Genomic DNA, 25,183 nt, shown 5'->3' on the forward strand with positions numbered 1-25,183 from the left:
GCGACGCTCGCGTCGACGATTCCTCCACCAACGATCACGACCGGTTCCCGGACGTTCCCAGGTGGTCCTCCGTGTGAGGACCCCACGTTTTCACTGGGTGAGTCACCAGTCATCTTAGCGCGTCACTCGGGAGGACCCACTCCATCCGGTCGCTGCTCCGACTGGACGGTGGTCGCGTCGTGCTGGCGCAGTGCCTGGCGTTCGGTCTCAGTGCTGTACTCGTCGACGGCCGTACGCTTGTCGCCGGGATAGAGGAGACACCGGACGGTGTGGCCCTCGTTTGTCTCCACGATATCTGGGTGGACCTTGTCGCAGGCATCGAAGCGTCGGTGACACCGTGGGTGGAACGGACACCCCTCGGGCGGGTTCGCAGGGTCCGGCGGTTCGCCGTGGAGATCGACTCGCGCCGGTTTCAGTTGCTCCTCCTCTCGTTCGACGACGGGAATCGCAGAGAGCAGCTGCTCCGTGTAGGGGTTGAGGGGGTTCTCGAACAGTTGCTCGCTCGATGCGACCTCCATGAACTGGCCGAGATACATCACGCCGATACGGTTGGCGATGTTCTTGACGAGGCTGAGGTCGTGGCTGATGAACAGGTAGGTGAGGTTCAGTTCGGCCTGCAGTTCCCGCAGCAGCGCGATGACCTTTGCCTGGACGCTCACGTCAAGCGCACTCGTCGGTTCGTCGAGGACGATGAACTTCGGGTTCAGTATCAGTGCTCGGGCGATGGAGACGCGCTGTTTCTGCCCGCCCGAGAGCGCGTTCGGGTAGCGGTTCCGGAACTCATGGGGGAGGTCGACACGGTCCATTACCTCCCGAACGCGTTTGTCGCGCTCGCGTTCGGTCCCAATACCATGTATCTTTAACGGGTCAGCGATGATGGCACCGACCCGACGGCGAGGGTTCAGCGACGACGAGGGGTCTTGGTGGACGACCTGAATGTCCCGGCGCAGTGGCTTGAGCGAGCGCCCACTCAAGTTGGCGATGTCTCGACCATCGAACCGTATCTTGCCGCCCGTTGGTTCAAGTAATCGCGCCACGGTCTTACCAAGCGTCGTTTTCCCGCAGCCACTCTCGCCGACAATGGCGAGGGTTTCTCCGGCCTCGACGTCGAAGGAAACACCGTCGACGGCGCGAACAGCACCTGTCTGGCGCCGCAATACCCCACCGTAGAGCGGGTAGTGCTTCTCCAGGTCGCGGACTTCGAGGAGAGAGCCGTCGGCGGTGTCGTGGCCGTTCGCCGCTTTAAGGAAGCCCGAGTCAGTCGCCACGGCCATCACCTCCGCCGTCAGGGCCCAGTTCCAGGTGTTTGGGCCGCTCGTAGGAGATTTTGGCCTCGGCTATCACTTTGGCATTGCTCGTGTTCGGCTCGTTCTCGTAGAGGTAGCAGGCTGTCTCGTGGCCCTCTCCGACGGAATACTGTTCGGGGTTCGCTTGCTCGCAAACACCCTCTATGTAGGCAGGACATCGCGGGTGGAACCGACAACCAGACGGCGGATCCGTGTAGTTCGGGATGCTGCCGTCGATGCCCTCGCTGTCGAATCCTGTGAGCTTCGGGATGCTGTCGAGCAGTCCTCGCGTGTAGGGGTGCAATGGAGCGTCGAACAGCGTCTCCGTTGGCCCGCTCTCGGCAATGCTGCCCGCATACATGACGTAAATCTTGTCTGCAATCTGGCGTGCAACGCCGAGGTTGTGGGTGATGTACAGCATGGTGAGGTTCTGGTTATCGATGCGCTCTTTAAGCAACTTGAGAATCTGATCCTGTACGGTGACGTCCAGCGCCGTCGTCGGTTCGTCGGCGATCAGGAACTCTGGCTGGTTGATGAGCGCCATGGCGATGAGTACGCGCTGGCGCATCCCGCCGGAGAGTTCGACCGGGTACCGATCGAGGATGCCCTCGGGGTCGGGGATCTGCAAGCGGCGCAGCAGTTCGACGCTCTGCTCGCGTATCTCCTCGTTCTCTTTGCCGTCGCGCCCAAGGAATCCCCCGATCAGTTCTCGCCAGGAGACGCGCTCCCTGTCGTGGTACTTTACGACGTCGCGCATCATCGACTCGATGGTGAACACCGGGCTCAGGTAGGTCATCGGGTCCTGGAAGATCATGCTCATCTGCTCGCGCTGGACGCGGTCGTGAACCGACTGATCGGCGAGCAGGTCGGTGCCGCGGTACCGCACCTCACCGGAAACGACCTCGCCTGGCGGACGCGGGAGCGTCCCCATGATAGTCTTTCCGGTGACACTCTTGCCGCACCCAGTCTCACCAACGAGGGCGACCGTCTCGCCCTCCTCGACGGTCAGGTCGACGCCATTGAGCACCTCGTGGCGACCCTCATAGGTGTTGAAGTGGACGTGGAGGTCGCGAACCTCAAGCAGTGGGTCGCTCATCTTACTCGACCTCCACGTCAAACATGTCTCGAAGGCCGTCGCCCAGGAAGTTGAATCCCAGTACGGCAAGGAATATTGCTAGGCCCGGGAAGGTCGAGTACCACCACTGGTCGGGGAGGTATACTCGGCCCTGGCTCACCATCGTTCCCCACTCCGGTGTGGGTGGCTGTGCGCCGAGGCCTAAAAAGCCCAAACTCGCGCCGACGATAATGGCGTAACCCATGTCCAAACTGAACTTCACTGTGATGGGCGCGAGCACGTTCGGAAGTATTTCCTTACGGAGGATACGCGGCGTACTCGATCCAAGTCCTCTGCTCGCCTCGACAAACTCCTCTTCTTTAACCGAGAGTACCTCGCCGTACACCAGTCGAGCGTACCAGGGCCACCAAACAACCGCGATAGCTATCATCGCGTTCCGGAGACTCGGTTCGAGCGCGACGCTCACTGTCAGCGCCAACACGAGGGCCGGGATGGAAAGGAAGACGTCGGTCACCCGCATCAGGACCGTGCTCGTGATGCCCTCAAGGTACCCAGCGACGAGTCCGACGGGGACGCCGATACCGATGGCGATAGTGAGTACGACGATGCCGATACCGAGCGAGAGGCGAGTCCCGAAGATGACCCGTGAGAGCAGGTCCCGACCCGCCTGGTCGGTCCCGAAGGGATGTTCGAGCGACGGCGACTCGAAGCGCTGGTCGAAGTGGACCTGAGGCTTGCCGCCGTATCCGGCGTCTTCTGGATAGGGCGCGAGCCATGGCGCGGCGAGCGCCACAAAGACGAGTGCTAGGATGAGGCCGAGTCCGAGTATCGATGTCGGGTTCTGGCGGAATCGGTAGGCAGTGTGGTCGAAGTCCTCACGGAATCGCTCAATCCGACCGGCGGTCTCGTCCGCGTACTCAATGTCTGAACTCACGACTCATCACCGAACCTGACACGTGGATCGAACACGCCGTAGAGAACATCCACTACGAAGTTGGCGAACAGGAACCCCACGCCGATGACCATCGTCACGCCAACGATGGCGTTGATGTCGGTCTGCAGTATCGCTTTTACCCCATAGGACGCCATTCCAGGCCACGAGAAGACAATTTCGACAAGGAACGCCGACCCTAACAGGAAACCGTAGTCCAGCCCGATGATGGTCAGTGTCGCTGCGAACGACTTTCGCAGGACGTACTTGTATGCGACGAGTTTCCCGGGGAGACCGTGGGTCCGAAGCCCCTCGACGTAGTCGTGATTGTACTCCTCAATGAAGCTCGACCGAGTCATTCGGGCGATGTCGGCGATGGGCGCCAGCGCCAGCGTCACTGCCGGGAGAACGAGGTGCTCCGCGGCGCTCGTGAACGCCACGAAGTTCAGCGCGAGGAGACTGTCGACCAACAACAGGCCGGTCACCTCCTGTGGGACGTAGGTAATGTCGCCCAGGCGGCCGGTTGCGGGAAGCAGGTCTAGCTGGAATGCGAATACAAGCTGGAGCAGGATCCCGGCCCAGAACGCCGGGAGTGATACCGCGAAAAAGGAGAACGCACGGCTGATGTTGTCCTCGGTCGCGTCCTTGTTCAGCCCCGCAATGACCCCGAGCGGGACGCCGACGAGGATGGCAATGAGCATGGCGACGGAGGTCAACTCCAGCGTCGCGGGAAAGAACTCCGCGATATCTGAGGCGACGTTATGGTTCGTCACCAGCGACTGTCCCATGTCCCCCCGAAGTATCCCACTCATGTAATCAACGTACTGTACCCAAATGGGGTCGTTGAGTCCCATCTGCTCTCTGAGCTGCTGGACGGCTTCCTCGCTCGCCCGGGGCCCGAGTGCCTGGCGCGCGGGAGCGCCGGGAATCACCCGTGCCATAATGAAGATGAGCACGGAAAGCCCGAACAGCATTGGGATAGTCGATAGGAGCCGTCTTGTGAGATAGTCGGAGTAGCTCATTGATCACGAAGGTCGGTGGAATCGGGTCAGGCGCTCTCGTGGAACCGGTGGTAAGTGTGAATGTAACCGGTTACGCCGTTGTCGACGAACCCCTGCACGCGCTTGTTGTGCGCCCAGCGAACCGCTTGATTCATTGCGAAGATGGCGGGGGCGTCGTCGTTGATGAGCTTCTGGGCCTCCTCGTATAGCGGCGTCCGCGCCTCCCGTCCCTGCTTCGTCCGTGCCTCGTCGAGCAGTTGGTCAACGCGATCGTTCTGGTACCAGGATCCGCTCTGCCAGGATCCGTGCTGGCTGCTGTGCCAGGCTGGATAGAGGAATACATCTGGGTCGACGTACGAGAAACTAAGCGACGTTGCGATCATCTGTGGCGACTGGTCCTTGTTGGTGTGCCGGGAGACGATCTTCGACCATGGCTGCTTCTGTATCTTCATGTTGATGCCCAGTTCATTGAGATTCGACTGGAGCATCAGCCCGATGTTCTCGCGGATAGTCAGGCCAGTAACATACGTGTAGGTGAAGTTGAGGTTACTTCCGCTGTACTTGGACTCGTCGAGGAATTCCTTCGCCTTGTCGAGGTCCGTCGTAGGGGTCGAGATGCTGTCGTTGTAGCCCCACATCGCCGACGGCAGCGGCCCGTTCAGATTCTCGGAATCGCCCGCCATGATGTCGTTTAGCAACTGCTCGTAGTCGAACGCATGAACCATCGCCTTCCGGACGTTGATGTCGTCGAACGGTGCGCGCTGGTTATGCATGAAGACGTACATCGGGCTGAACGTCGCCTTCGTGCTAACGTTGATGTCTTGGTTCCCGGCCAGGCGGGTATAGGATTCCAGCGGGAGCCACTGCTCCGCCATGTCGGCCTCGCCCTCCTCCATCATGCCGACCATTGTCGACGCCTCCTGAATCATGCGGAGGTCGACCTGCTCATAGGTGTTCCCGTCCGCGAAGTCGCCCCACCAGTTCTCGTTCTTCGCGAGCCTGATGTTCGTCTTACGCTCTCGGTTCTCAAGTTTATACGGCCCCGACCCGGCGGCGTTGTTTTCCAACCACGCGGTGCCGTAGTCACCGTGTTCGCCGTAGTCTCCGCTGGACTGTGTATTGGCCTCGACTTCCTTCTTGTCGACGACGAACATGTACGGCAGGGTCGCCTGGAACGGCGAGAAAGCGTTGTTCAGCGTCACCCCGACTGTGGAGTCATCTGGCGCGGTGACGTTTTGGGGACTGACGAGGTCCGCCCACATGTACGAGAACCCCTGTTGCATATTCATCATCCGCTGAAAAGAGTAGACGACGTCCTCGGCGGTCAATTCGTTACCGCTGTGGAAAGTGATGCTATCCCGGATGTTCAGGGTGTAGGTCTTGTTGTCGTCACTGACCGACCAGTCCTTAGCGACCCACGGGATGAGCTCTGGGGGCGACGACTGGTCGTAGTACGCGAGTGGGTCGTACACATTGTGGGTCAGGATGGCCTCAAACTCGTCGGAGGCCTTCATCGGGTCGATGGAACTCGGCGTCTGGGCGGTGACGTAGACGAAGTCGGTCCCGCCGTCTCCACCGTCCGTTGGGGACCCTTGCCGCTTACTCTCAGTGCAGCCTGCTAGGAATAGCCCTGATGTGGCCGCCCCGCCGTACTTAAGTATGGTCCGTCTGTTAATGCGCTTTCCACCTTCTTGGTCCATGATATCTATTGGCAAAGTGCTGATACGGTTTATACTTTTTCCTCCCAGAACAGCATTTGTATTCCTTTAGGATTCAAATCGGACAAGAATTAGGTAATGAGTATCCATACCGTTTACGTGAGTTGACGAACTGGCTACCCCAACCAGTAAGTTTTTATCCAGGTCGGCTGACCTACTTGAGGAGGGATACCACATGACACAGAGGTTGGCCGTCGACATCGGCGGGACATTCGTCGACGCCATTACGTTCGACCAGGCTGAGGGAACGATCGAACTTGAGAAAGCACCTACCACACAGGAGGACCCAACAAAAGGGGTACTCAACGGAATCGAGAAACTGGACCTGCAGCTAGACGAGATTGACACGTTCGTCCACGGAACCACGCTTGGAATCAACGCGTTCCTCGAACGTGAGGGGGCGAAGACCGGTATCATCACGAACGAAGGCTTTCGCGACATCTACGAAATCGGTCGCACCAATCTCGAGCGGGACGCAATGTACGACATAACCTACGAGAAGCCAGCGACGCTGGTCCGGCGTCGCAACCGCATTGGTGTCCCCAGCCGCCTGAAGGCGGACGGCTCCGAAAAGATTCCGCTGAAAGAGGACGCTGTCGCCGATGCAGCGTCAATACTGCTTAAAGACCAAGGCGTCGAATCGCTCGCGGTCTGTTTCCTCCACTCCTACGCGAACCCGGACCACGAGCGAGCAGCGGGGCAGGTCATCCAAGAGGAGTTCCCAGAAGCAACAGTATCGCTGTCCAGCGACATAACCAGCGAGTACCGCGAGTACGAACGCACAAGTACGACTGTCCTCGACGCCTACATCAAACCTATCTTCGAGTCCTACGTCGACCGCCTCGATGGGAAGCTAGACGAGGACGACTTCGACGGGGAGTTCTTCATCACGCGCTCGGGCGGCGGGGCGCTCGACGCCGAGAACGCGAAGACTGCGCCCGTCCACACCATCCTCTCGGGGCCGGCCGGCGGCCTCATCGGCGCCTCTGCGGTCGGTGATGCGACAGGGAGGGACAACCTCATCGCCGTCGACATGGGCGGAACGAGCCTCGACGCCTGCGTCGTTGAGGACGGGTCCCCCGCCGTCGAGTATGAGTCGAAACTTGGCCACCTCCCCGTGATGATTCCGGTCTACGATATCCGGACGATCGGGGCTGGAGGAGGCAGTATAGCGTGGCTGGACTCGGGCCTTCTCAAGGTCGGCCCAAAGAGCGCGGGCGCCGACCCCGGCCCCATCTGCTACGGCAACGGGGGCACCGAACCGACGCTCACCGACGCAGCGCTCGTCCTCGGCTACATCGACCCCGAGGCGTTCCTCGGCGGCGAGATGGAACTCGACGGGGCGGCTGCCCGCAAGGGCATCGAGGACGCGCTCGCCGCACCGCTCGACACTACCCCACAGGACATTTCTCGTGGCGTCTTCGACGTGACGCTCGCCAACACCGTCGGGGCCATCCGTGAGATAACCGTCGAGAAGGGCCTCGACCCGCGCGACTTCACGATGGTCGCCTACGGCGGGGCTGGACCGATGTTCGTCCCGCTGCTCGCCCGCGAGATGAACGTTGGGGAGGTCCTGGTCCCGCAGGCGCCTTCGGTGTTCTCCGCCTGGGGCATGCTCATGGCCGACGTCGTCTACGACTATTCTCAGACTCACATCGAGGTGCTGGACGAGGTGAGCTTCGAGGAAGACATCGAAGCCGAATTCGAGGCCCTCGAGGCGGAGGGTCGAGAGACGCTGGCCGAGGAAGGGTTCTTCGAGGACCGCCAGTCTTTCGAGCGCAGCGTCGAAATGCGGTACTTTGGTCAGGAGCACACCGTAGAGGTGCCGGCCGACGGACTTGACGGCATCCAAGAACTCAGCGAACGCTTCGACGAGGTCCACCAGTCGCGCTACGGACACACGATGGACGACCCGCCGCAAGTCGTCCACCTCCGGGTCCGTGCCGTCGGTGAGAACGACAAACCCGAACTGGCTCGGCAGGGCGAAAGCGATGGCGGCGATCCACACATGGAGATCCGCGACGCCTACTGTTTCGCCAAAGGCCAGGAAACTGAGTTCAACGTCTACCGACGCAGCGGCCTGACGGAAGGCGATGTCGTCGACGGCCCGTGCATCGTCGAGGAACCAACTACGACAATCACTATGCAGTCCGACCAGACCGCGACTGTCGACGAATTCGGCCACCTCGTCATCACCGGAGGTGACGGCGAATGAGCCAGCAGATGTCGGTCGACATCGACCCCGCCACCGTCGAGGTTGTGCGCAACTACTTGACCTCCGCCGCCACCGAGATGCAGCGGACGCTTATTCGGACGGCGTACAACACCATCGTTTACGAGATACTCGACTTTGGTATCTCCGTGTACGACGCCGACCTCAACCTCATCGCCGACTCCCCTGGGTTGGCGCTATTCCTTGGCGCGAACGACTACGGCCTGAAGAAGGGCGTCGAGCACGTCGGCGAGGAAAACTTAGACCCCGGCGACGTTGTCCTGCTCAACTACCCTTACTGGAGTGGCACCCACACACTGGACGTGCTGGTGTTCGCACCAGTGTTCGACGAGGCCGGCGAGGAACTGCTGGGGTATACAACCTGTCGGGCGCACTGGCTGGACCTCGGTGCCAAAGACTCGGGGTACGTCCTCGACTCGACTGACGTCCACCAGGAGGGCCTCATCTTCCCCGGCACCAAAGTCTACAAACAGGGTGAACCCGACGAAGAAATCCTCGAACTCATCCGCTACAACTCCCGCATCCCTGACAAGGTCATGGGTGACCTCAACGCCCAGATTGCCGCCATCAACACCGGAAAACAGCGCATCCGCGAACTCCACGAACGGTACGGCACGGAGACGGTCGACACGGCCGTCAAGGAGATACTGGACCACGGCGAGCGGACGGCCACTGAGGCCGTCTCGGAACTACCAGACGGTACGTGGTCCGCGGTCGACTACGCGGACGGAACACCGTCTAACGACCGTGACTCAGACGACCTCATTCGACTGGAGGCGGAGGTCACCATCGACGGTGAAGAGTTCTCCGTCGATTTCTCCGGATCGGCCGACGAGGTGAACGAGCCCCTCAACATCCCCTTTGGGATGACCGAAACCATCGCGAAGCTCTGTTTCAAGTCCATCACGACCCCGGACGAAGACTCCAACGAGGGACAGTACGAACCGCTCTCGGTCGTCGCCCCGGAGGGGAACATCTTCCACGCCACCTACCCGGCACCGACGTTCACCATCTGGACCGGCATCGTCGGCATCGACGTCGTCTACAAGGCGCTGGCGAAGGCCGTCCCGGACATGATTCCGGCAGCCTCTGGCGGCGACCTCTGTGACATCATGGTCTTTGGCGAGAATCCCGAGACGGGTCAGCAGTTCGTTGAGGCGCTCAATGAAGGAGTCGGCTGGGGGGCCGCTCCCAACCACGACGGTGCGAACGCGCTCATGCACATCAGCGAGACGATGGTCCAGAACGTCCCGATTGAGGTCTACGAGAACAAGGCACCGTTGGAGATATCTGAGCTGAAGCTCCGCCAGGACTCAGGCGGCGCGGGTAAGTACCGCGGCGGCCTCGGCATCCAGCGCGACTACGAGTTCACCCACTCCGTCGGTGCGCTCTCCATCGTCCAGAAGACGAAGACGGACAATTGGGGCCTGGACTGCGGGGAACCCGGGGCGCGCAACGCCGTCGTTCTCTACCCCGGAACCGAGAAGGAGGAGTGGACCGGGATGATGCGTGAGACGTTCGCTGCCGGCGAGGGGTTGTCGAACCGCTCAGGCGGCGGCGCGGGCCGGGGGAACCCATTCGAGCGCGACCCCGAGGCGGTTCGTGAGGACGTCATCGACGAATACGTCTCCCGTGAAGCCGCTCGTGAGGAGTACGGCGTCGCCATCACCGAGGACGGTGAGATTGACGAGTCGGAGACGGAGTCGTTGCGCTCATGAGCGACCAGTTGACGGGGCAGGCGTCGACCGACAGCGGGTCCGCGGAGGACGGCGCATTCGAGCGGCGCACCCGGGCGTGCCAGCGGTCGCTTGCAGATGCCGACGCGGACGCGGTGGTCCTGTTCCCGAGTTCGAATCTATACTACCTCTCGGGCTTCTCGGACGAACCGATGGAGCGTCACCTCCTGCTGTTCGTCGCCGAGGACAACGTCGCCTTCGTCGTCCCGGACCTCTACGCAGAGGAGGTGCGCGACGACTCGTGGGTCACCGACATCCGATCGTGGGCCGACGGCGAGGACCCCCTTGAACACGTCGCCGCTATCGCCAACGAATTCGAACTCCAAGACGGCCATCTGCTGGTCGATGATTCGATGTGGGCGCGGTTCACTCAGGACCTCCGGGCGGCCATCCCAGAGGCCACCTGGGGGCTCGGAAGCGAGGTGCTCGGGGCACTCCGGATGCGCAAGGACGAGGTAGAGGTGGCCGCTCTGAGGGAAGCTGGACGGCGCTCCGACGCGGTCTGTGAGACCATACGCGAACTCGGCGAGGACGCCATCGGACTGACCGAGCGTGAGCTCGCCCGCGATATTGAAGAGCGACTGATAGTCGAGGGCTGTTCCGGCACCTCTTTCGATGTCATCGTCGGGTCCGGACCGTATGGATCGAAGCCACACCACCGACACGGTGACCGTACCATCGAGCGTGGCGACCCCGTCGTGCTCGACTTCGGCGGCGTCTACGACCACTATCCGGGCGACCAGACGCGGACCGTCGTGTTCGCCGGCGACCCGCCTGCGGGCTTCGAGGAACGCTACCGGGCCGTCCGCGAAGCCAACGAAGCCAGTGTCCAGGCCGTTACCCCCGGGACCGAGGCCCAGGCAATCGACCGCGCCGCCCGGGCGGTCATCGAGGAGGCCGGCTATGGCGACGAGTTCGTCCACCGCACTGGCCACGGCGTCGGCCTCGATGTACACGAACCACCATACATCGTAGAGGGCAATGATCTAGAACTCGAACCCGGGATGGTGTTCAGCATCGAACCCGGCGTCTACCCCGAGGGTGAGTATGGGGTCCGCATCGAGGACCTGGTCGTCGTCACCGAAGACAGCTGCGAGCGCCTAAACGACTCTGCGCGGACGTGGAAGCCGCTTTGAGCGTGGACGCGACGGTCAGCCACGCACGACCGCGGGTTTCCCGCTCCAACACCTGCGAACGACACCGACGACAACAGACACGAAACCACACCCCAACCTACCCAGACTGATGTACACGACGCCCCGTACCAACCCGAAACGAATCGAAGGCGCAGACGTCACCGCGACGCAACCAGCGACCAAACGTGAACGACGGACGATACTTGAAGGCTGTGGATGACCGGCACGATCCGAATCGGCATTGACGTCGGGGGACGTTTACTGACAGCGTCGCGGTCCGCAACGAGACGGTCGTGGCAAAAGAGAAGTCGCCGACAACAGAGGACGTGACCAGCGGCATCGTCGGCGCGCTCGATGAACTGCTGGCGGCGGGTGTCGATCCCGAGTCCGTGGAGATGGTCTCGCTCACGACGACCCACACGACGAACGCAATCATCGAACGCCAGGGCCTCGACAGGGTCGGCGTCCTCCGTCTCGCGCGACCCACGGGCACTACCATCCCACCGATGACCGGGTGGCCATCCGACCTCAAGGAGACGCTGGGCGGCACCGACAACGTTGCCATGCTCCATGGCGGTTACGAGTTTGATGGGTCGACTATTTCCCCGCTCAACGAGACGCAGGTGCGCGAGGCACTCCGGTCGATGGCTGATAGTGTTGATGCCATCGCGGTCACAGGCGCTTTCTCGCCGGCCCGGGCCGACCAAGAGGAACGCGTTGCCGAAATTGTCACAGACGAACTTAGCGAGGAGGTGCCGGTGACACTATCCGCCGAAATCGCGTCCATCTCGCTGCTCGAACGAGAGAACTCGGCTATCCTCAACGCTGCCGTCTGTTCGGTGGTGCGCCGGGCCATCGGCGCGGTCCAGGAGGCACTCGCCGACCGTAAGATAGAGGCCCGCCTGTTCATCGTCCAGAACGACGGCAGCGTCATGGACGCCGATTACGCCGAGCGCTACCCCATCTTTACAGTGGCGAGCGGTCCGGCCGCTAGCATCCGGGGCGCGGTGTTCCTCTCCGGCATCGAGAATGGCGTCGTTCGTCGCCGTCGAGCGGGGTATTCAGTTCTATCTCCTCCACCGCGGTCATGCATCTGGAGAGGACCTACGGTATGAGCATACGGCAGTGTACCAACACGGTGCGGAAGTAAACCTCTTCAGCAAACCGTTTGCTGACCGCCTCACCCAGTTGTGGAAGCAGAACCGAGCCGAGGTGTACTATCGGGAGACGGTCGCGAGTGCCGAACAAGCCAACGCGATGCTATCGCTTGCCGAAACAGTCCACCACTACATTCTGCATTTCGCCTCACTGCGGCACGAATGCGTCTGTTCTCAATGATTGATCTTTTCTCGGCCGGCTGGCCGAGAAGGTTCGGCGGAGTCCGGTCGATGACACGACTCGTGTCGGTTCCGTCGAAAGGACGGGGCCGAACGCATACGTTCGGACGGTCGCCCCTGTTGCGGTCGGGCGACCGGACGTATACGGAGCCACAAGCGGGAGAGTCTGCACTAAGACGGACTGGCGTCGTCATGCGCCCACTGCCCGACGTGGTGCTCACGAACCCGGTACGCCCGTCGGGGAGGAAGTTGCCTTCGGGGGACTAGGGACCGGTTCGGCGTGGTTCGGAAGACCGAAGGTCTTCCGTCATCACGAAACGGCATCGCCGTTTCGAACGACCCCATGGGGGAATCCTCACGCTTTAGCGCGGGGAGGATATCAAGAGGGTACTAACCGCTAAGCGTGATTCGGAGGGTTGAGCGACCATGCTGGGACGAGCCGATGCGTCCAGCAACCCGTCTAGATCATCCACTTGGCCTTCACCCGTTTTCGAGTGAGGCAGCGAGGCTGCCTCCGTATGAGGCTAGTGAGGGGATACCGTCCTTCTTTAATTGCTTGCCATGACAGTCACAGCGATTAAAGTGTTGGGTACAAGAAAACGACTTGTCGGAGAGACTGCTCACGCAGATTCTTCACAGGGTGTGTCAGAGAATGCATCAGCGCGATCTCAACCAGAACGAAATCGTGGCCTACTGCGATCACTGTCGCTGCGACACCGTTCACGAGGTATCGCTCAGACTCGAGTCAACGACGGAGGAGACTGAGGTCACCTCTCAGAACCTCAAATTTGCCAAATCACCGGCTCGACAGACTATGTGTACCAACTGTGGTACAGACAATCACCACCCTCGGTGTGCATACCACTAAAACTAAGGATTAATGATAGGAGTATCAATACCCTGGTATGGCCATACTCCCCGATTTCCTCTTCACCTCCATATTTTCCGTCATGCATCTCATATTCTAGCTCCTGCTCGGGTACTGGGTTTTCACTGATGCGACCGTGCGAGGAAACGAGTCCGCAGGACTCTGGACTCTCGGCTGCCTTCTCTTTTCTCCGCTTGTGTTTGGCTACCTCCTCTACCGAAGCGAGATCGGGGGTCGCCCACAAAAAGCCAGTCTAAGTGAACGGAGAGCAGGCGTGTTTGTCAGTGCACACCTTGTCGCAGCTCAGCTCTGGTTCTGGTTGCGACGGAGTGGAACACTTCCAGACATTCAGTTGATCCACATACCCTCATCCAAGCGTTAGAATACGAATTTGCAGCAGGCATTTTTAGACAGCTTATGGACCTAAGACTCCAGCAGAAACAGGAGGAAAACTGAGCAATTCTTCAATAAATGGGCTGTTGGAATGACCGCTGCTCACCCTCGAAAGTGCCCGGCATATCGGAATAAGCCCTCTATGTACATTCTCTCCACACTGCTCGCTAACCCACGCCATCAAGACGAACTAGCCCGTGGGTTAGTTCAATGCCCACACCACCAGACACACTCCCGAAGTACCTCGCCGAGGGCCTCGGCAACCAATCACCAGACACCCTCAAAGACATTATCGAGTACGCACAGAAACTCCGCGACGACAAACAGCACCAAAAAGCCGTCAAAGACCAGCGCCGCCGAAACAAGAGCGACCAGTACACAGACCAACTCCAAGAACAAGATGTCTCGGCAAATCCTAGTGATTACGACGCAGTCCCCGCCAACGCGTACGTGACGATCAAACGAATTGACGATTGGCAGTACTACTATTGGCAGTGGCGCGAAGACGGTAGTACGTGGGCCTCGAAGTACATCGCTCCTGTGAACACCAGAGACTAACCCTAGGACAAGACACGAGGAGTTGTCCACAAGAACCCTAGGACAAGACACGAGGAGTTGTCCACAAGACAATCCCCGAGTGGGGATGAACAGCTGTCCTTTTCCCCACTCCCAAGCCACTGAGTGGAGCCCCAGTTATGACCGCAGGTCACTAGTCTGCCGTATGGCGACCGGGCGGTATCCACGAGTCGAGGTCCGCGACCGTGAGAACGATGCCGATCTCGCCCGGACGCTGATCCACGAGTACGCGCACGCCCTGCTCCACTTCGACATCGACGATGATACCGAGCGCTCGAAACGCGAAGTCGAGGCGGAAGCTGTAGCGTACGTGGTCGGACGGTACTGCGGGCTCGACACCAGCGGATCAGCATTCTACCTCGCGGCTTGGGAATCAGACGATCCCAAGATCGTTCGCGAGCGTCTCAGCCGAATTAGTCGAACGGCACAAGAGATCATCGAGGTTCTCGAAGACTGAGTTCTCGGTTGTTTACTAAATTGAGGCGCTAAGTCCCCTTCCTCAGCGACCGAGCGAAGCGAGGTCGCAGGGAGGGGATACAGCGCCGCACGGTTCACGTTCACTGTCTGCGGCATCTTTACTACCCGCGCGGTCGAAGCAGGTAGTAAGACGCTCGCCACGGTTCCACTGGTGTTCAAACGCGACAACAAGCGTGCATCGGTTGGTGTGGTCGGAGTGTCGAATCGGGAGGAGTGGGTCACTCCGACCCGCCCAGCGAGGGAAACGCCTGCGGAGTCTGGAACCGCTGTGGGGACGTTCCTTGCAAGTTCCGATGCAGAAACAGGAAGCTCCGACCGCAACGGAGGCGCGAAGCGCCGAAGTAGGTCGGGGTAGTTCACCCAACACTCGCTGGTCTTTTCAGGTTACAACGAGACAGCGACGTCGGGTACGTCCGACACTCACCACTATCGAACTCGTCGAGAGAGGCCCAGTTACATTTCTCCTGAAAAGGCCAACGATAGGCGATTCCGCTACTCGTTGGTTAAGTTTTTAGCGCCCGTGAATGGGTGGAGGCGCATTCCACCCTCCACTGAACCATGACTGATCAGTATCTAACGGCTGTTTTGGCAGAGGCGGAGCGTGTCGCTGAACATCACGACCAGGTCGCTCGATCCACGGATTCCCCTGCACACGGGTATCTCCGGTATGCTGTTCTCCGGCTATCGAAGGCGATTCGGAGGCAATACCCGAGCGATTCCCGCAGGTCGACGACGTGACGGTCGGGTATGGGCGGAACAAATTGATGTTCAACAGCTGGGGTTCAGACGTCGAGTGGTGGGAGACGGTGCCACCAAGAGAGGAGTGCACGCGGTTTCGGCTGTTCTACCCCGACGGAGCACTCAATGGTTCCCCGAGCCATCGTCGACGTGATGGGCGCTCTTGGTTTGTGGCGCGTCTAGGAGGGGGATGCTGCGGCCTGTGGGTCCTACGATCATCACCAGCGGCGTGAAGTCCATTATCTCTGGCCGGAGGGCATTCCAGTCGAAGAGCTTTTGCAGGAGCGTCTTCAGCACCGTGACGGCGCTGTCGCGCCAGACGGTGGACGGACTGGCGATATCCGCGACCGGATGGTCGTTGCCGAGCGGTCGACGCAGCAGGACGCTCTCGAGCCACGAACCAGACGCACCGTCGACGAATCGATGAACGTCTCGCTACTCGCGAAAGGCGGCCGGTACGAGGTAGCGTTCGCGTCCGGGAACCGCTACGACGTCGATATCATCGGCAAGTCGTGTACCTGCCCAGACTGGCAACAACGTACTCCAGAGGGAGGCTACAAACATATGCGGCGGGTCGACTACGAGATCAAACAGGGACGAGTTCCACGACCAGACGGCCGGCTCCCTGCCGGGCAGGACGTTCGTTTGTAACCAACGATTCCGTCGAGCCTCGCTGCTGTTGGATAGCTCGGTCGAGAATGTCGATTCCGCCCGTCGTCACGGGAGTTCCTCGGTCACTTCGACGAGATCCTCCTCTGTCCACCAACGGTACAACCGTCCCTCCTGGTCGAACAACTCAAAAACGCCGTCCTGCATCCAACCGAACGGGCGCTCCTCGTTCTCATATTCCCGCTTGAGGACGTGACTCTTCGAGAAGTATTCAGTCGTACCGACGAGCAATCCCTGTTCAACGAGGAAATCACTCGGGTCCTTCTCGGCGACTCCGACGAGGTACGTCACGATATCGGCGATCAGGCAGAACTTCTGGATGCTGTTGTCCCACTCACCTCGGATATCGACCATTCGGAAGGCGTATGCGTCGGTACGCCGGTTGAGGCGATCCACTACGAGGTTCAGCCGCCGGATCGGTTCCCGGTCGTAGTTTCCGAGAGCGAAGTACGACCGCTCGTTCTCGTAAACCGGCGTCATCTCACTTAGTGCGTGGAGGATTTCTTCGTTGTCTGCCAACGAAATCTCCTCCGTATCGAGTTGCTCCTTCGCACTTGTGAGGACCTCTTCAGGAACAGGCGACTCCTCGTCGGGCATACACAGTTCCTCTCTCGGGCAAAAGATAGGGTTTATGGAGTAATCTACCTGTTCAAGTATTCGCTTTTTACCTCAGAGTAATTTACTCGAGGGTAAACTACTTGCCGCTAGGGCGTGTATCGTGACACATGAGCACCGATCTGGGGACTGTTGAAGGGAGGGAAACACGTGAACTCATCCATTTCGTGACCCAGCAGACGCGGTTTGCGCTCGTCAACAACATCCTCCAGCATCCCGAGCAGCTCCCCTCGATGTACGAACTCGAAGAACTCAACCCCAGCGTGAGCGATGCCACCGTCTACAAGCACATTCAGAAGCTGATCGACGCCGGCATCGTCAAGGAGGTTGCCCTGGACGACGCCCAGCGCCGACAAGGCTATCCCTGGAAGTTCTACGGCCTCACGGAAGAGGGGCGAGACTTCCTCGAGGAGCACAATCTGCTCGCCGCGGAGGAGACCCTCCAACAGATCTACGAGACCATCTCCGACAAGCCCGAGAAGATGGTCAAATACGAGAACGCCCCCCGTCCTGACGACCACTAGTCTTCGAATGACTGCGAGTAGGAGATCGCGTTGTGTGGCTACCCAATTGACATCCTCCACACGACTACAGTCGTGGGCTTCCGCTCATTACGTGTCACTGTCCGGGCAATTCCGCCGGCAAGCGATTCACGGTTGTAGATCGCCAACAGTGGGGTAATGAGCCACTCAGTGCGGCAGCGCCAATTAGCAGGCCAGAACCGAAGGCAATTCCCATCACAATTACCCCTCTCGCGACGGTCGACCAGTACTCACGCCAGTTGATTATCGCACCTTCCATCTTCGGTGTCGTGAGGAACTCGGCTTTTTCAATTCCTGGCCAAAAATTTTCTAACGCCACCGTCGGTAGCCTCCGTTTGCCTATGTCTGATCAACCCCGCACCAGTCGACGTACCACACTCAAACTGGCCGGTAGTGCCCTCACAGCAACCGCCCTGGCTGGCTGTACTGGCAGTGTACCAGGCATTGGTGGGAGCAACCAAGAGAGCGGGTCAAAGGACAAACAGAAAGGCAAAGAAATCCGCTTGGGTGCGAGCCAAAGCGGTTGGCAGGGCCGCGCTCCTACGTCCATCGAGGGAACGAAAAACCCCACACTTACACTCCAACCTGGACAGAAGTACACGCTCATCTGGGAGAACCTCGACGGCAAAGAACACGAACTGTATATCGTAAATAAGGATGATAAACCGGTGGTGAAAAGCGAGGATGCCGAAGAGAAAGGCAAAACCGTGAGTACGACCTTCACCGCCTCGAAGAAAATGACCCAATATTACTGTGAATATCATCCGCAATCGATGCGAGGCGAGATTAAACTTCAGCAAAATTGACCTCCTCGTGCGCCTGAAGACGCGGGAATCCGACCATCGGATTCGGGCAGTCGATGCCCTTCGGTTCCAACCCGCACTCGGAGGGAACCGGCGACACACCGGGTCCGCCCGGCCGACGAAGGCTTCCAAACCGTTTCCTCAAAGGCGTCGCCGAGGCCGTCGAAAGACAGCAGACAAAACGCGAACCCATCCCGAGTGTGCCTGTCCACCGTGGTCGTTCGAAAGACGCGTACGCGTCTTTCGAGGCCTCGGCGGAGTGCCGCTCCGCCGGTGGCCCTCCCCTCAACGAGCGAACCCCGTATGGTGAGCGAAGTAGGGTAGGGTAGTTCACCGATGGTCTTTCCGCTTGGGATGTATACCGAAAGTAGCCTTCGGCTGGGGACCGTCACCGATCTCACTGTTCTCACCGCTATTCCGGAACTGTTCGTCTATGTCGCGCTCGTCGCGTGGGTCGGCGTTAGCGTCGGTCTCGTCCGTCGACTGGTTGACGCCATGTGACAACAGATCGCCACAATTATTATGTTTTGTGGTACCGATACACACATAAGGATGAGACATGTCATTTGGATCCGTTTTCAAACCCAGCTCTCCACCCGACGAGACGACACCGTCCACTGAGTCGAACAGCATCTTCGAAACAGGAATACAAAAAGCACGTACTGTCTCAAATCGGATCAAATACAGGGCAACAGACGGAATCACGGCTGTCGAGAACGGAACTGACCAGTTCAAACAGACAGTCGCCGACGAAACAGAAAGGAAAGCCCTCGAATGCATCGAGCGACAGCTCGAACAAGCGGTCGCTGACTACCCGAGCATCGACGAACGGGCAGACCGTCGGCTGGATGCATTCCTGTTACAGTACGCCCTCGATAGAGAACAGCTAGCCGACAAGACGATCGACCGACTCCGCCATCAGTTCCGGCAGGAGGAGCCCACACTGGCTGAGAAGCTTCTGAAATCCCTCCCCACGGATGGATCGACTGAGACGGTCGACGCAAACGAGGTCGGCGAACAGATCACCGAGACCTTCGAGCAGTTCTGCAAGGACGCAGCGGTTGATTCCGACCAATCAATCTGTGAGATCGTCGACGAACTCGTCCAACGGGACGTGATCACACTAGGGACGGCCATCGAGTCGCTCGTCGACTCGCTGGATACCGAGACTTTCGGGACGCATCCCAGTACGGCCAAACCGGACAGAGAGACAGAGCGCGTTTCCCCTGACGGTCAGGTACGACCACCCAGAGCCGATACCGCAACCCCAGACGGTCTCAGTCCGGTAGCGATCATCGCCGTACTGTCGACCATTTCCCTCGCCAGCGATAGTGCCGGAGATGGAGGCGGTTCGGTACTCTCAGATCTCGGTACAGCAGTTCCGGGTCTCGATACGGAGATCACGACTGTACTATCGGTCCTAGAGCGATTGAGTAGCTTCGATAATGGGGGTATGGATCTCCGACCGAGCGGTTCGAAGGCACTGGTCGGACTCTTCGTCGCCAATCTGGTTGCGATGTCGGTCGGTGCCTGGCTCTCTCGGTCCCACGCACCACCGATTCCCGAGGAGATTCAGGGGCCTGATGGCGACCTACTGGTCACCGCCACCGAGATCAAACAGGGCAAGAAAACGTTCCAGGCCAACGGGCTGATGAACCACGGCTCGGTGCTGGGGAACGGCTCGTATTTCGGCTCCGATCTGACCGCGGACGCACTCAGCGCGAAGGTCGACCATATGCGTGAGTACTACGCCGACGAGCGAGGGGCAAATTCCTTCAACGACCTCGACACGGACGAGCAGGCGATCGTTGCCCAGCGCGTCGAGGACGAACTCAACTCGGAGATCGAGTCCGAAGCGGTCGTCACATACTCTGCTGTCGAAGCGTACGCCCACCGACAGCTACGGGCGGAATACGTCGACCGATACTACCACGGTCGACCGGAGCACGGTATTCCGGACGGGACCGTCGAGAGCCCCGAGCAGGCCGAACGCCTCGCGGATTTCGCAGCCTGGACGGCCTGGTTCGCACACACGAACCGCCCCGGTTCGGAGCACTCCTTTACAAATGACTGGCCCTACACTCCCGGAAGCGGGAACCGACCAACTGGGCAAGTACTCGGCTGGAGTACAATCAGCCTCATGTTGCTGATTGCCGGTGGCGGACTCGGTGTCTGGGCTTATCACTCCCTGGATTTCGCCGAGTCAGTAACCGAAGCCGTCGACGTTCCACATCCGGACTCAGTTGCGACGACGCCGACACAGCACGTCGCCGCGTGGTACGTGCCGGTCGCCGGGATGCTGTTTCTCGCACAGGTGTTCGCCGGTGCGATGCTTGCCCACTACTACGTCGAGCGGGACGACATCTATGGCATCGGCGAGCGCTTCGACATCGACGTGCTCTCGGTGCTCCCGTTCTCTGTCGTGCGCACGTATCACGTGAATCTCGGTGTCCTCTGGATCACGCTACTGTGGCTCGCGGGCGGACTCTTTCTTCCGGGGCTGTTCAGCGACAGTGATCCAGCAGGTCAATCGACCGGTGCGGCCGTGTTGCTCGTCGCGCTCGTCGTCACGACAGTGGGTGCGTTCACCGGAGCCTGGCTCGGCATCCAGGGCAAACTCGGCTCACCCGAAGACGGAGACCGCTGGTGGCTACTCGGTGCGGAAGGCCTCGAATATCTCGAAACCGGTCGCATCTGGAAGATGCTGTTGCTCGCTGGATTGATCGGTTGGAGTGGGTTAGTGTTACGCGGGGCCAGACGGGTCGACGAAAGCCCCGTCGGCCTTGGTCACTTCATGACATACGCCGGTGGTTCTATCGCGCTGCTGTTCGGCGCGAGCATGCTCTACACCCCGGAGACGAACCTCGCCGTTACGGAGTTCTGGCGCTGGTGGGTCGTCCACATGTGGGTCGAAGGCGTCTTCGAGTTCTTCGTCACCGCCGTCACGGCTATCGCGCTCGTCTCGATGGATCTCCTGGACAAAACCTCTGCAGAACAGGCTATCATGTTTGAGGTGTTTGCGATCATGGGTGCCGGTATCGTTGGCGTTTCACACCACTATTGGTGGGTTGGCCTGCCGGACTTCTGGGTGCCGCTGGGGACGACGTTTTCAACTCTAGAATTCGTGCCGCTGATGTTCATCCTCCACCAGAGCCTCGAAGAGTACCAGACCCTACAGGCACAGACAGAGGCGTTCCCGTACACGCTGCCGCTGCTGTTCATTCTCGGCAGCAGTCTCTGGAACTTCGTTGGTGGTGGGGTGCTCGGCTTCTTCATCAACATCCCCGTCATCAACTACTTCGAGCACGGCACGTACCTAACAGTGGCCCACGCACACACGGCGACGTTCGGTGCGTTCGGACTCCTCGCATTGGGACTCGGCACGTACATCCTCCGTGTCGTCACCCCGGAAGCCGCCTGGGAGCCCGGTTGGTTCCGGGCCACGTTCTGGCTGACGAATATCGGTCTCATCGTCATGACAGTTGCATCACTGCTGCCGCTGGGGTTCAGCCAACTCCGCGCGGTGTATGCTGAGGGGTACGACGCAGCCCGGAGTCCAGAGTTCTACGAGCGGCCACGGAACAAACGGTTGCTCTGGGCCCGGAGTCTCGGTGATACACCGATGATCCTCGGGGCGACGGCGTTCACCCTCGGTGCTGTCAAACACCTCCTTGCGGCACGAAATGAAGTCGAAAAGCATCCAGAAAACGCGCTACCAATTCACATGATTGCAGGGCGAGGAAGCCCACGACTGTAGTCGTGGGAGGAATCGCCCGTCTTTGGTCGCAAACGCCGGAATCGGAAGGCTTAGGCCCCCTACCGGTGTATCTCTGGCACTCCTCGGTGGCCAAAACGGACTCCGAGGAGGGGCCTCCGTAGGCAGGCCCTGAACTCGGGGACTGTGACCGCGAACGGGTTCGACTCCCGTCCCCATCTTGGGGTAGAGCGTGAGAACACCGGGAATTAAAGCCGGGTGTGTCGGCTTCGGACGTAGACCACGGGACGGAAACCCATGCAGGAATCGCCTCCATGTGCCCGTCCTGCCGCCGTGAACCGCGCCCATGAGTGACCGAGTCGTGCGCCGAAACCGTCGGGGGAAAGCCCACGACTTGAGTCGTGGGTAGCTTACCCTCCTCTATGCAGAGAGGGCGTCTCGCTCGCTCGCCCAATCGTATTCGTTGAGTGCTGCTCGCACGACTGGAAGCCGTGCTTCGAGGTGTTCCCACTCGCTGGCAATCTCATGACGGCGTTCTATCTCATCTTGGTCAGTGAGGGCAGCAATACTCGCGCGGAGCCCACCGGGACGCTCAACGTCGTATGTTTCTTGCCAATCCATAATCTTGGTACGCATCGATGTGAGTGCTGTCGTGAGCTCTTCACGCGTATGTTCCCGCTGGAGGGACGCGATCTCTCGGTATGTCGCCATCAACTGGTCGATACAGTAGAGTGTCTGGTCACCCTGCTCAATTTTTCGAAGGACATTATCTTCGACGAGTTGGTCGAGATACTTCTGCGCGGTTTTCACAGACGCCTCTGTTTCGGTGGCAACCCATGATGCGGTCCGTGGGGTTCGAAGAGTTCGTGCAGCTGCTCGGATGCGCTCACCACGCGTCTGTGACGGGCGTGTGAAAGCCTCCGGGGGATTCGTATCGGAAGTGGAATCGTCGGTCATGGTCGCTTCTACGGACGAGTGGAATATATATCCACCGGGCTGTAGAATAATTCGCACCGTTTACTTCTATCGAACACTCAGTGAGCTGTGGGATAATCAAGCTGAAGCGCGAAACCCGAAGCTCTGCTCCTCAATTCAGCTAAATCCGGAGTAGGATAAATTCAGTTTCTCATGGCGGGTTTGGTTGCTGGAGCCGGTCGAGCTCGCCGGATTCGACGGCATCCCGCCAGAGCTGGAGGACCGCCAGCGTGACCAGGGGAACCATCTCGACCTCGATACACGACGGGACGGCGTCGTGATCCGCATCCGGTGGTTCATGAAAGTGCTTTTCGGGGACGTCTGCCCGGGGGTGGCGGTCGTAGCGATAATTGAACCTCTTGCCTTCGGTGTAGTGGTACTTGTAGTACCCTTTCCCCGTCCAGGTCACGTCAAACCGACCGGTTTCGGCCCGGATGCCAGCGTCCATGGAAAGCTGGAGCGTCTGAGGGTCGACTGAAGAATCGAACGTCGTTTCGCTGATAAGCGGTTCGTACTCTTCGGCAACGGTCCGTGCCGTCTGGAGTCGTTTCAGGTCGGGCGATCCAGTCTCAACCCGCTCCCAGTCGTCGACCATCGGCTATGCCTCGGCGAGCCGATGGGCTTCGTCGACCTGGAGGGCGGCCTGGGCGATAGCGAGGTTCTGCCGCGTGGCACGCCAGCGCCCGACGTCTGCCCAGCCGTCGGCGCCAGCGTCGAGTTCGATGGCGAGTTCTTCTGGTCCTTCTACCTCGTAGATGTTGCGGTATTCCTGTAGCTGTGATTTCATTTCTCGAATGCCGTCGATGAGCTCTTCCCGCGAGATCGTTGCCCGGAGTTCGTCGATGCGCTCGTCAATCTGCCGGCCGTCGTTGCGCTTATAGCGCGTAGTCCGGCCGTCCTGGGTCGTGACCCCGACGCCGTCCGCCACGAGTTCCTTGAGGTACTTCCGCGTCGTTGGCTCGCTAGTGAGCGCCCGGTCGGCGATCTCCGCGGCTGTCGCGTATTCGGTGGTCTCTTCCAGCACCGTCCGGATTCGCTCACGGCTCGTCGTCTTCTCGATCCACACCTCCTTCGCCCGCTCGTTGATATCGACCATACAGCGGATTTGTCCCCTAAGGCAAAATAGGTTTCCCAGGGTCGTATTTATTATCTATGCCTGAGCGCATCGTGTCAGTTCTCGTCGTCACAGAGCGTACGCAGTTCGTCTTAAAACCGTGCAGCGGTGACGAGACGGAAAGCCTTTGCGTCTCGTTCGCGCACAAGAGCGAAGCTCTTGTGCACGCTATATCCCCCTCCCTGCTCGCGCCTCCGGCACCCTATACAATACGAAGTCCGCCGTGAACCAGACTTTGACGAGTCCTTTCTAGAACCCCTTACCGGAAAGTGGTAGCGCCCACGTAAGTATCAGAAGAATCCACGTGACGCGATGACGTGGTATTCTTCGATCTCACGCACATTGTACGAGTACACAAGCGCGTTCACTTCGAATGAATCGGACTCTCCGGCGGGAAGTGAGTCCACGTAATCCGTACTGGAGGCAATAACCACCCCGTCTGCATCGTAGAACCAGGCGATAATCGTCATACTCTCGGATGGGCTGTCACCCGTGTTTTTGACGGTCCCGTACACTTTCGCGTCCCAGTCATCAACGGTCAGCTCGGACTCAACGATCTCTAACGCGGCCGAATCGAATGCAGGCGCAGATCGCTCAGCATCAACACGGGCATCGACGCTATCGATCTCAGCGGCGTCGGCGTCTCCCCAGTACATAGTCACAGCTCGCCACGATTCGCCTGGCTGGAGGCTGTGGAGATACGACTCCTCTTCGGACAGGAGCTCCCCAGCAGCGTCGTAAAAACGCGTCTTTAGGGACACTCTGCCCGACACTCCATCGCCTCCGTTCTCTACCGTGACGATGCCGTATGCGTCGATGCCAAAGTTATCCTCCAATGCAAGCTCAGCCGACGTGACCGACACGCTAGCTCTCCCTTGCGTTTGTGAATCCTCCTCGTCTTCTTCGACGGGAGTGTCCGCAGGAGTTTCCGTCTCTTCATCGCTAGTCCCCTTACGATGCTTCTCACCATCTTGGGAGGCATTCGGGGTGGGATCTTCCGCTTCTACCGTTGAGTCCGTGCAACCTGCAAGTCCAATAAGAAGGGCTGATCCTGCGAGACCAAGGTATCCTCGGCGAAAAAAGCCAGTCTTTGAGGTGGAGTCGTCGTCGGTCGAATCGGCCAGATGGATAGTCGTGTTGACCATATCATCATATACACCTATTTTGAGTTAAATGTTTCTATTAGAAAGTTCGATTAGCGAGTGAGATTAGAACTTTCTATGAGAACTGTTATACTCTCACACC

At 59.5% G+C, this 25,183-nt stretch carries 19 protein-coding genes and 3 pseudogenes; 12 read left to right on the forward strand and 10 right to left on the reverse strand.

Going from position 1 to position 25,183, the window contains the following annotated elements; all coding sequences use genetic code 11:
- Window positions 1-122: 122 nt before the first annotated feature.
- From C3L37_RS19650 to C3L37_RS19670, 5 genes are read right to left on the reverse strand one after another with little or no spacing between them, the layout of a single operon-like run.
- Complete coding sequence (locus tag C3L37_RS19650) at window positions 123-1,274, reverse strand: ABC transporter ATP-binding protein (protein ID WP_129116247.1); 1,152 nt, start codon at window positions 1,272-1,274, stop codon at window positions 123-125.
- Entirely contained in the window at window positions 1,258-2,382 is a 1,125-nt protein-coding gene (locus C3L37_RS19655; protein WP_129116248.1) for an ABC transporter ATP-binding protein, read from the reverse strand. The genes C3L37_RS19650 and C3L37_RS19655 overlap by 17 nt, the downstream gene beginning before the upstream one ends.
- Window position 2,383: 1 nt before the next feature.
- Window positions 2,384-3,295: an ABC transporter permease gene (locus C3L37_RS19660; protein WP_228546380.1), complete on the reverse strand. Its 912-nt coding sequence runs from the start codon at window positions 3,293-3,295 to the stop codon at window positions 2,384-2,386.
- A complete protein-coding gene (locus C3L37_RS19665; protein ID WP_129116249.1) occupies window positions 3,292-4,314 on the reverse strand; it encodes an ABC transporter permease in 1,023 nt (340 codons plus the stop codon). The genes C3L37_RS19660 and C3L37_RS19665 overlap by 4 nt, the downstream gene beginning before the upstream one ends.
- Window positions 4,315-4,340: 26 nt before the next feature.
- On the reverse strand, window positions 4,341-5,993 hold the full coding sequence (locus tag C3L37_RS19670; protein WP_129116250.1) for an ABC transporter substrate-binding protein: 1,653 nt from the start codon (window positions 5,991-5,993) through the stop codon (window positions 4,341-4,343).
- A gap of 193 nt (window positions 5,994-6,186) precedes the next feature.
- Here C3L37_RS19670 and C3L37_RS19675 point away from each other — a divergent pair, with 193 nt between their 5' ends.
- The 9 genes and pseudogenes from C3L37_RS19675 to C3L37_RS19715 all read left to right on the forward strand — a co-directional run bounded on the left by C3L37_RS19675 (window position 6,187) and on the right by C3L37_RS19715 (window position 16,156).
- Entirely contained in the window at window positions 6,187-8,226 is a 2,040-nt protein-coding gene (locus C3L37_RS19675) for a hydantoinase/oxoprolinase family protein (protein WP_129116251.1), read from the forward strand.
- Complete coding sequence (locus tag C3L37_RS19680; protein ID WP_228546381.1) at window positions 8,223-9,962, forward strand: hydantoinase B/oxoprolinase family protein; 1,740 nt, start codon at window positions 8,223-8,225, stop codon at window positions 9,960-9,962. The genes C3L37_RS19675 and C3L37_RS19680 overlap by 4 nt, the downstream gene beginning before the upstream one ends.
- Window positions 9,959-11,116: a M24 family metallopeptidase gene (locus C3L37_RS19685; protein ID WP_129116252.1), complete on the forward strand. Its 1,158-nt coding sequence runs from the start codon at window positions 9,959-9,961 to the stop codon at window positions 11,114-11,116. Before C3L37_RS19680 ends, C3L37_RS19685 begins: the two co-directional genes overlap by 4 nt.
- Window positions 11,117-11,379: 263 nt before the next feature.
- Window positions 11,380-11,844, forward strand: a pseudogene (locus tag C3L37_RS25425) (hydantoinase/oxoprolinase N-terminal domain-containing protein); the annotation flags it as partial.
- 30 nt (window positions 11,845-11,874) lie between these two features.
- The gene (locus C3L37_RS25430) at window positions 11,875-12,231 is read left to right on the forward strand and encodes a hydantoinase/oxoprolinase family protein (RefSeq protein ID WP_267195348.1); all 357 of its coding nucleotides are present in this window, start codon (window positions 11,875-11,877) and stop codon (window positions 12,229-12,231) included.
- Window positions 12,232-13,105: 874 nt separating this feature from the next.
- The gene (locus C3L37_RS26045; RefSeq protein ID WP_129116367.1) at window positions 13,106-13,321 is read left to right on the forward strand and encodes a DUF7835 family putative zinc beta-ribbon protein; all 216 of its coding nucleotides are present in this window, start codon (window positions 13,106-13,108) and stop codon (window positions 13,319-13,321) included.
- Window positions 13,322-13,924: 603 nt separating this feature from the next.
- Complete coding sequence (locus C3L37_RS19705; protein ID WP_129116255.1) at window positions 13,925-14,272, forward strand: hypothetical protein; 348 nt, start codon at window positions 13,925-13,927, stop codon at window positions 14,270-14,272.
- 181 nt (window positions 14,273-14,453) lie between these two features.
- A pseudogene (locus C3L37_RS19710) lies at window positions 14,454-14,747 on the forward strand (DUF955 domain-containing protein); the annotation flags it as partial.
- Window positions 14,748-15,325: 578 nt separating this feature from the next.
- Window positions 15,326-16,156, forward strand: a pseudogene (locus C3L37_RS19715) (hypothetical protein).
- 66 nt (window positions 16,157-16,222) lie between these two features.
- Here the strand turns inward: C3L37_RS19715 and C3L37_RS19720 are convergent.
- Entirely contained in the window at window positions 16,223-16,771 is a 549-nt protein-coding gene (locus C3L37_RS19720; RefSeq protein WP_129116256.1) for a hypothetical protein, read from the reverse strand.
- Window positions 16,772-16,899: 128 nt separating this feature from the next.
- Here C3L37_RS19720 and C3L37_RS19725 point away from each other — a divergent pair, with 128 nt between their 5' ends.
- The 3 genes from C3L37_RS19725 to C3L37_RS19735 all read left to right on the forward strand — a co-directional run bounded on the left by C3L37_RS19725 (window position 16,900) and on the right by C3L37_RS19735 (window position 21,891).
- On the forward strand, window positions 16,900-17,313 hold the full coding sequence (locus C3L37_RS19725; RefSeq protein ID WP_129116257.1) for a helix-turn-helix transcriptional regulator: 414 nt from the start codon (window positions 16,900-16,902) through the stop codon (window positions 17,311-17,313).
- A 359-nt stretch (window positions 17,314-17,672) separates the two neighbouring features.
- Window positions 17,673-18,137 carry a plastocyanin/azurin family copper-binding protein gene (locus C3L37_RS19730; RefSeq protein WP_129116258.1) on the forward strand — a complete coding sequence of 155 codons (465 nt, stop codon included), beginning with the start codon at window positions 17,673-17,675 and terminating at the stop codon, window positions 18,135-18,137.
- Window positions 18,138-19,587: 1,450 nt separating this feature from the next.
- Window positions 19,588-21,891 (forward strand): nitric-oxide reductase large subunit, encoded by a 2,304-nt coding sequence (locus C3L37_RS19735; RefSeq protein ID WP_394345817.1) that lies wholly within the window; start codon window positions 19,588-19,590, stop codon window positions 21,889-21,891.
- A gap of 378 nt (window positions 21,892-22,269) precedes the next feature.
- Here the strand turns inward: C3L37_RS19735 and C3L37_RS19740 are convergent, their stop codons facing one another.
- From C3L37_RS19740 to C3L37_RS19755, 4 genes are all read right to left on the reverse strand, one after another.
- Window positions 22,270-22,806, reverse strand: a complete 537-nt coding sequence (locus C3L37_RS19740) for a DUF7342 family protein (protein WP_228546382.1) — start codon at window positions 22,804-22,806, stop codon at window positions 22,270-22,272.
- A gap of 169 nt (window positions 22,807-22,975) precedes the next feature.
- On the reverse strand, window positions 22,976-23,419 hold the full coding sequence (locus C3L37_RS19745; RefSeq protein WP_129116260.1) for a hypothetical protein: 444 nt from the start codon (window positions 23,417-23,419) through the stop codon (window positions 22,976-22,978).
- A 3-nt stretch (window positions 23,420-23,422) separates the two neighbouring features.
- Window positions 23,423-23,920: a winged helix-turn-helix domain-containing protein gene (locus C3L37_RS19750; protein ID WP_129116261.1), complete on the reverse strand. Its 498-nt coding sequence runs from the start codon at window positions 23,918-23,920 to the stop codon at window positions 23,423-23,425.
- Window positions 23,921-24,228: 308 nt separating this feature from the next.
- On the reverse strand, window positions 24,229-25,083 hold the full coding sequence (locus C3L37_RS19755) for an FxLYD domain-containing protein (RefSeq protein ID WP_129116262.1): 855 nt from the start codon (window positions 25,081-25,083) through the stop codon (window positions 24,229-24,231).
- Window positions 25,084-25,183 lie beyond the last annotated feature (100 nt).

Origin of the sequence: Halegenticoccus tardaugens, from assembly GCF_004116405.1 — an archaeon.
Lineage (GTDB): Archaea > Halobacteriota > Halobacteria > Halobacteriales > Haloferacaceae > Halegenticoccus > Halegenticoccus tardaugens.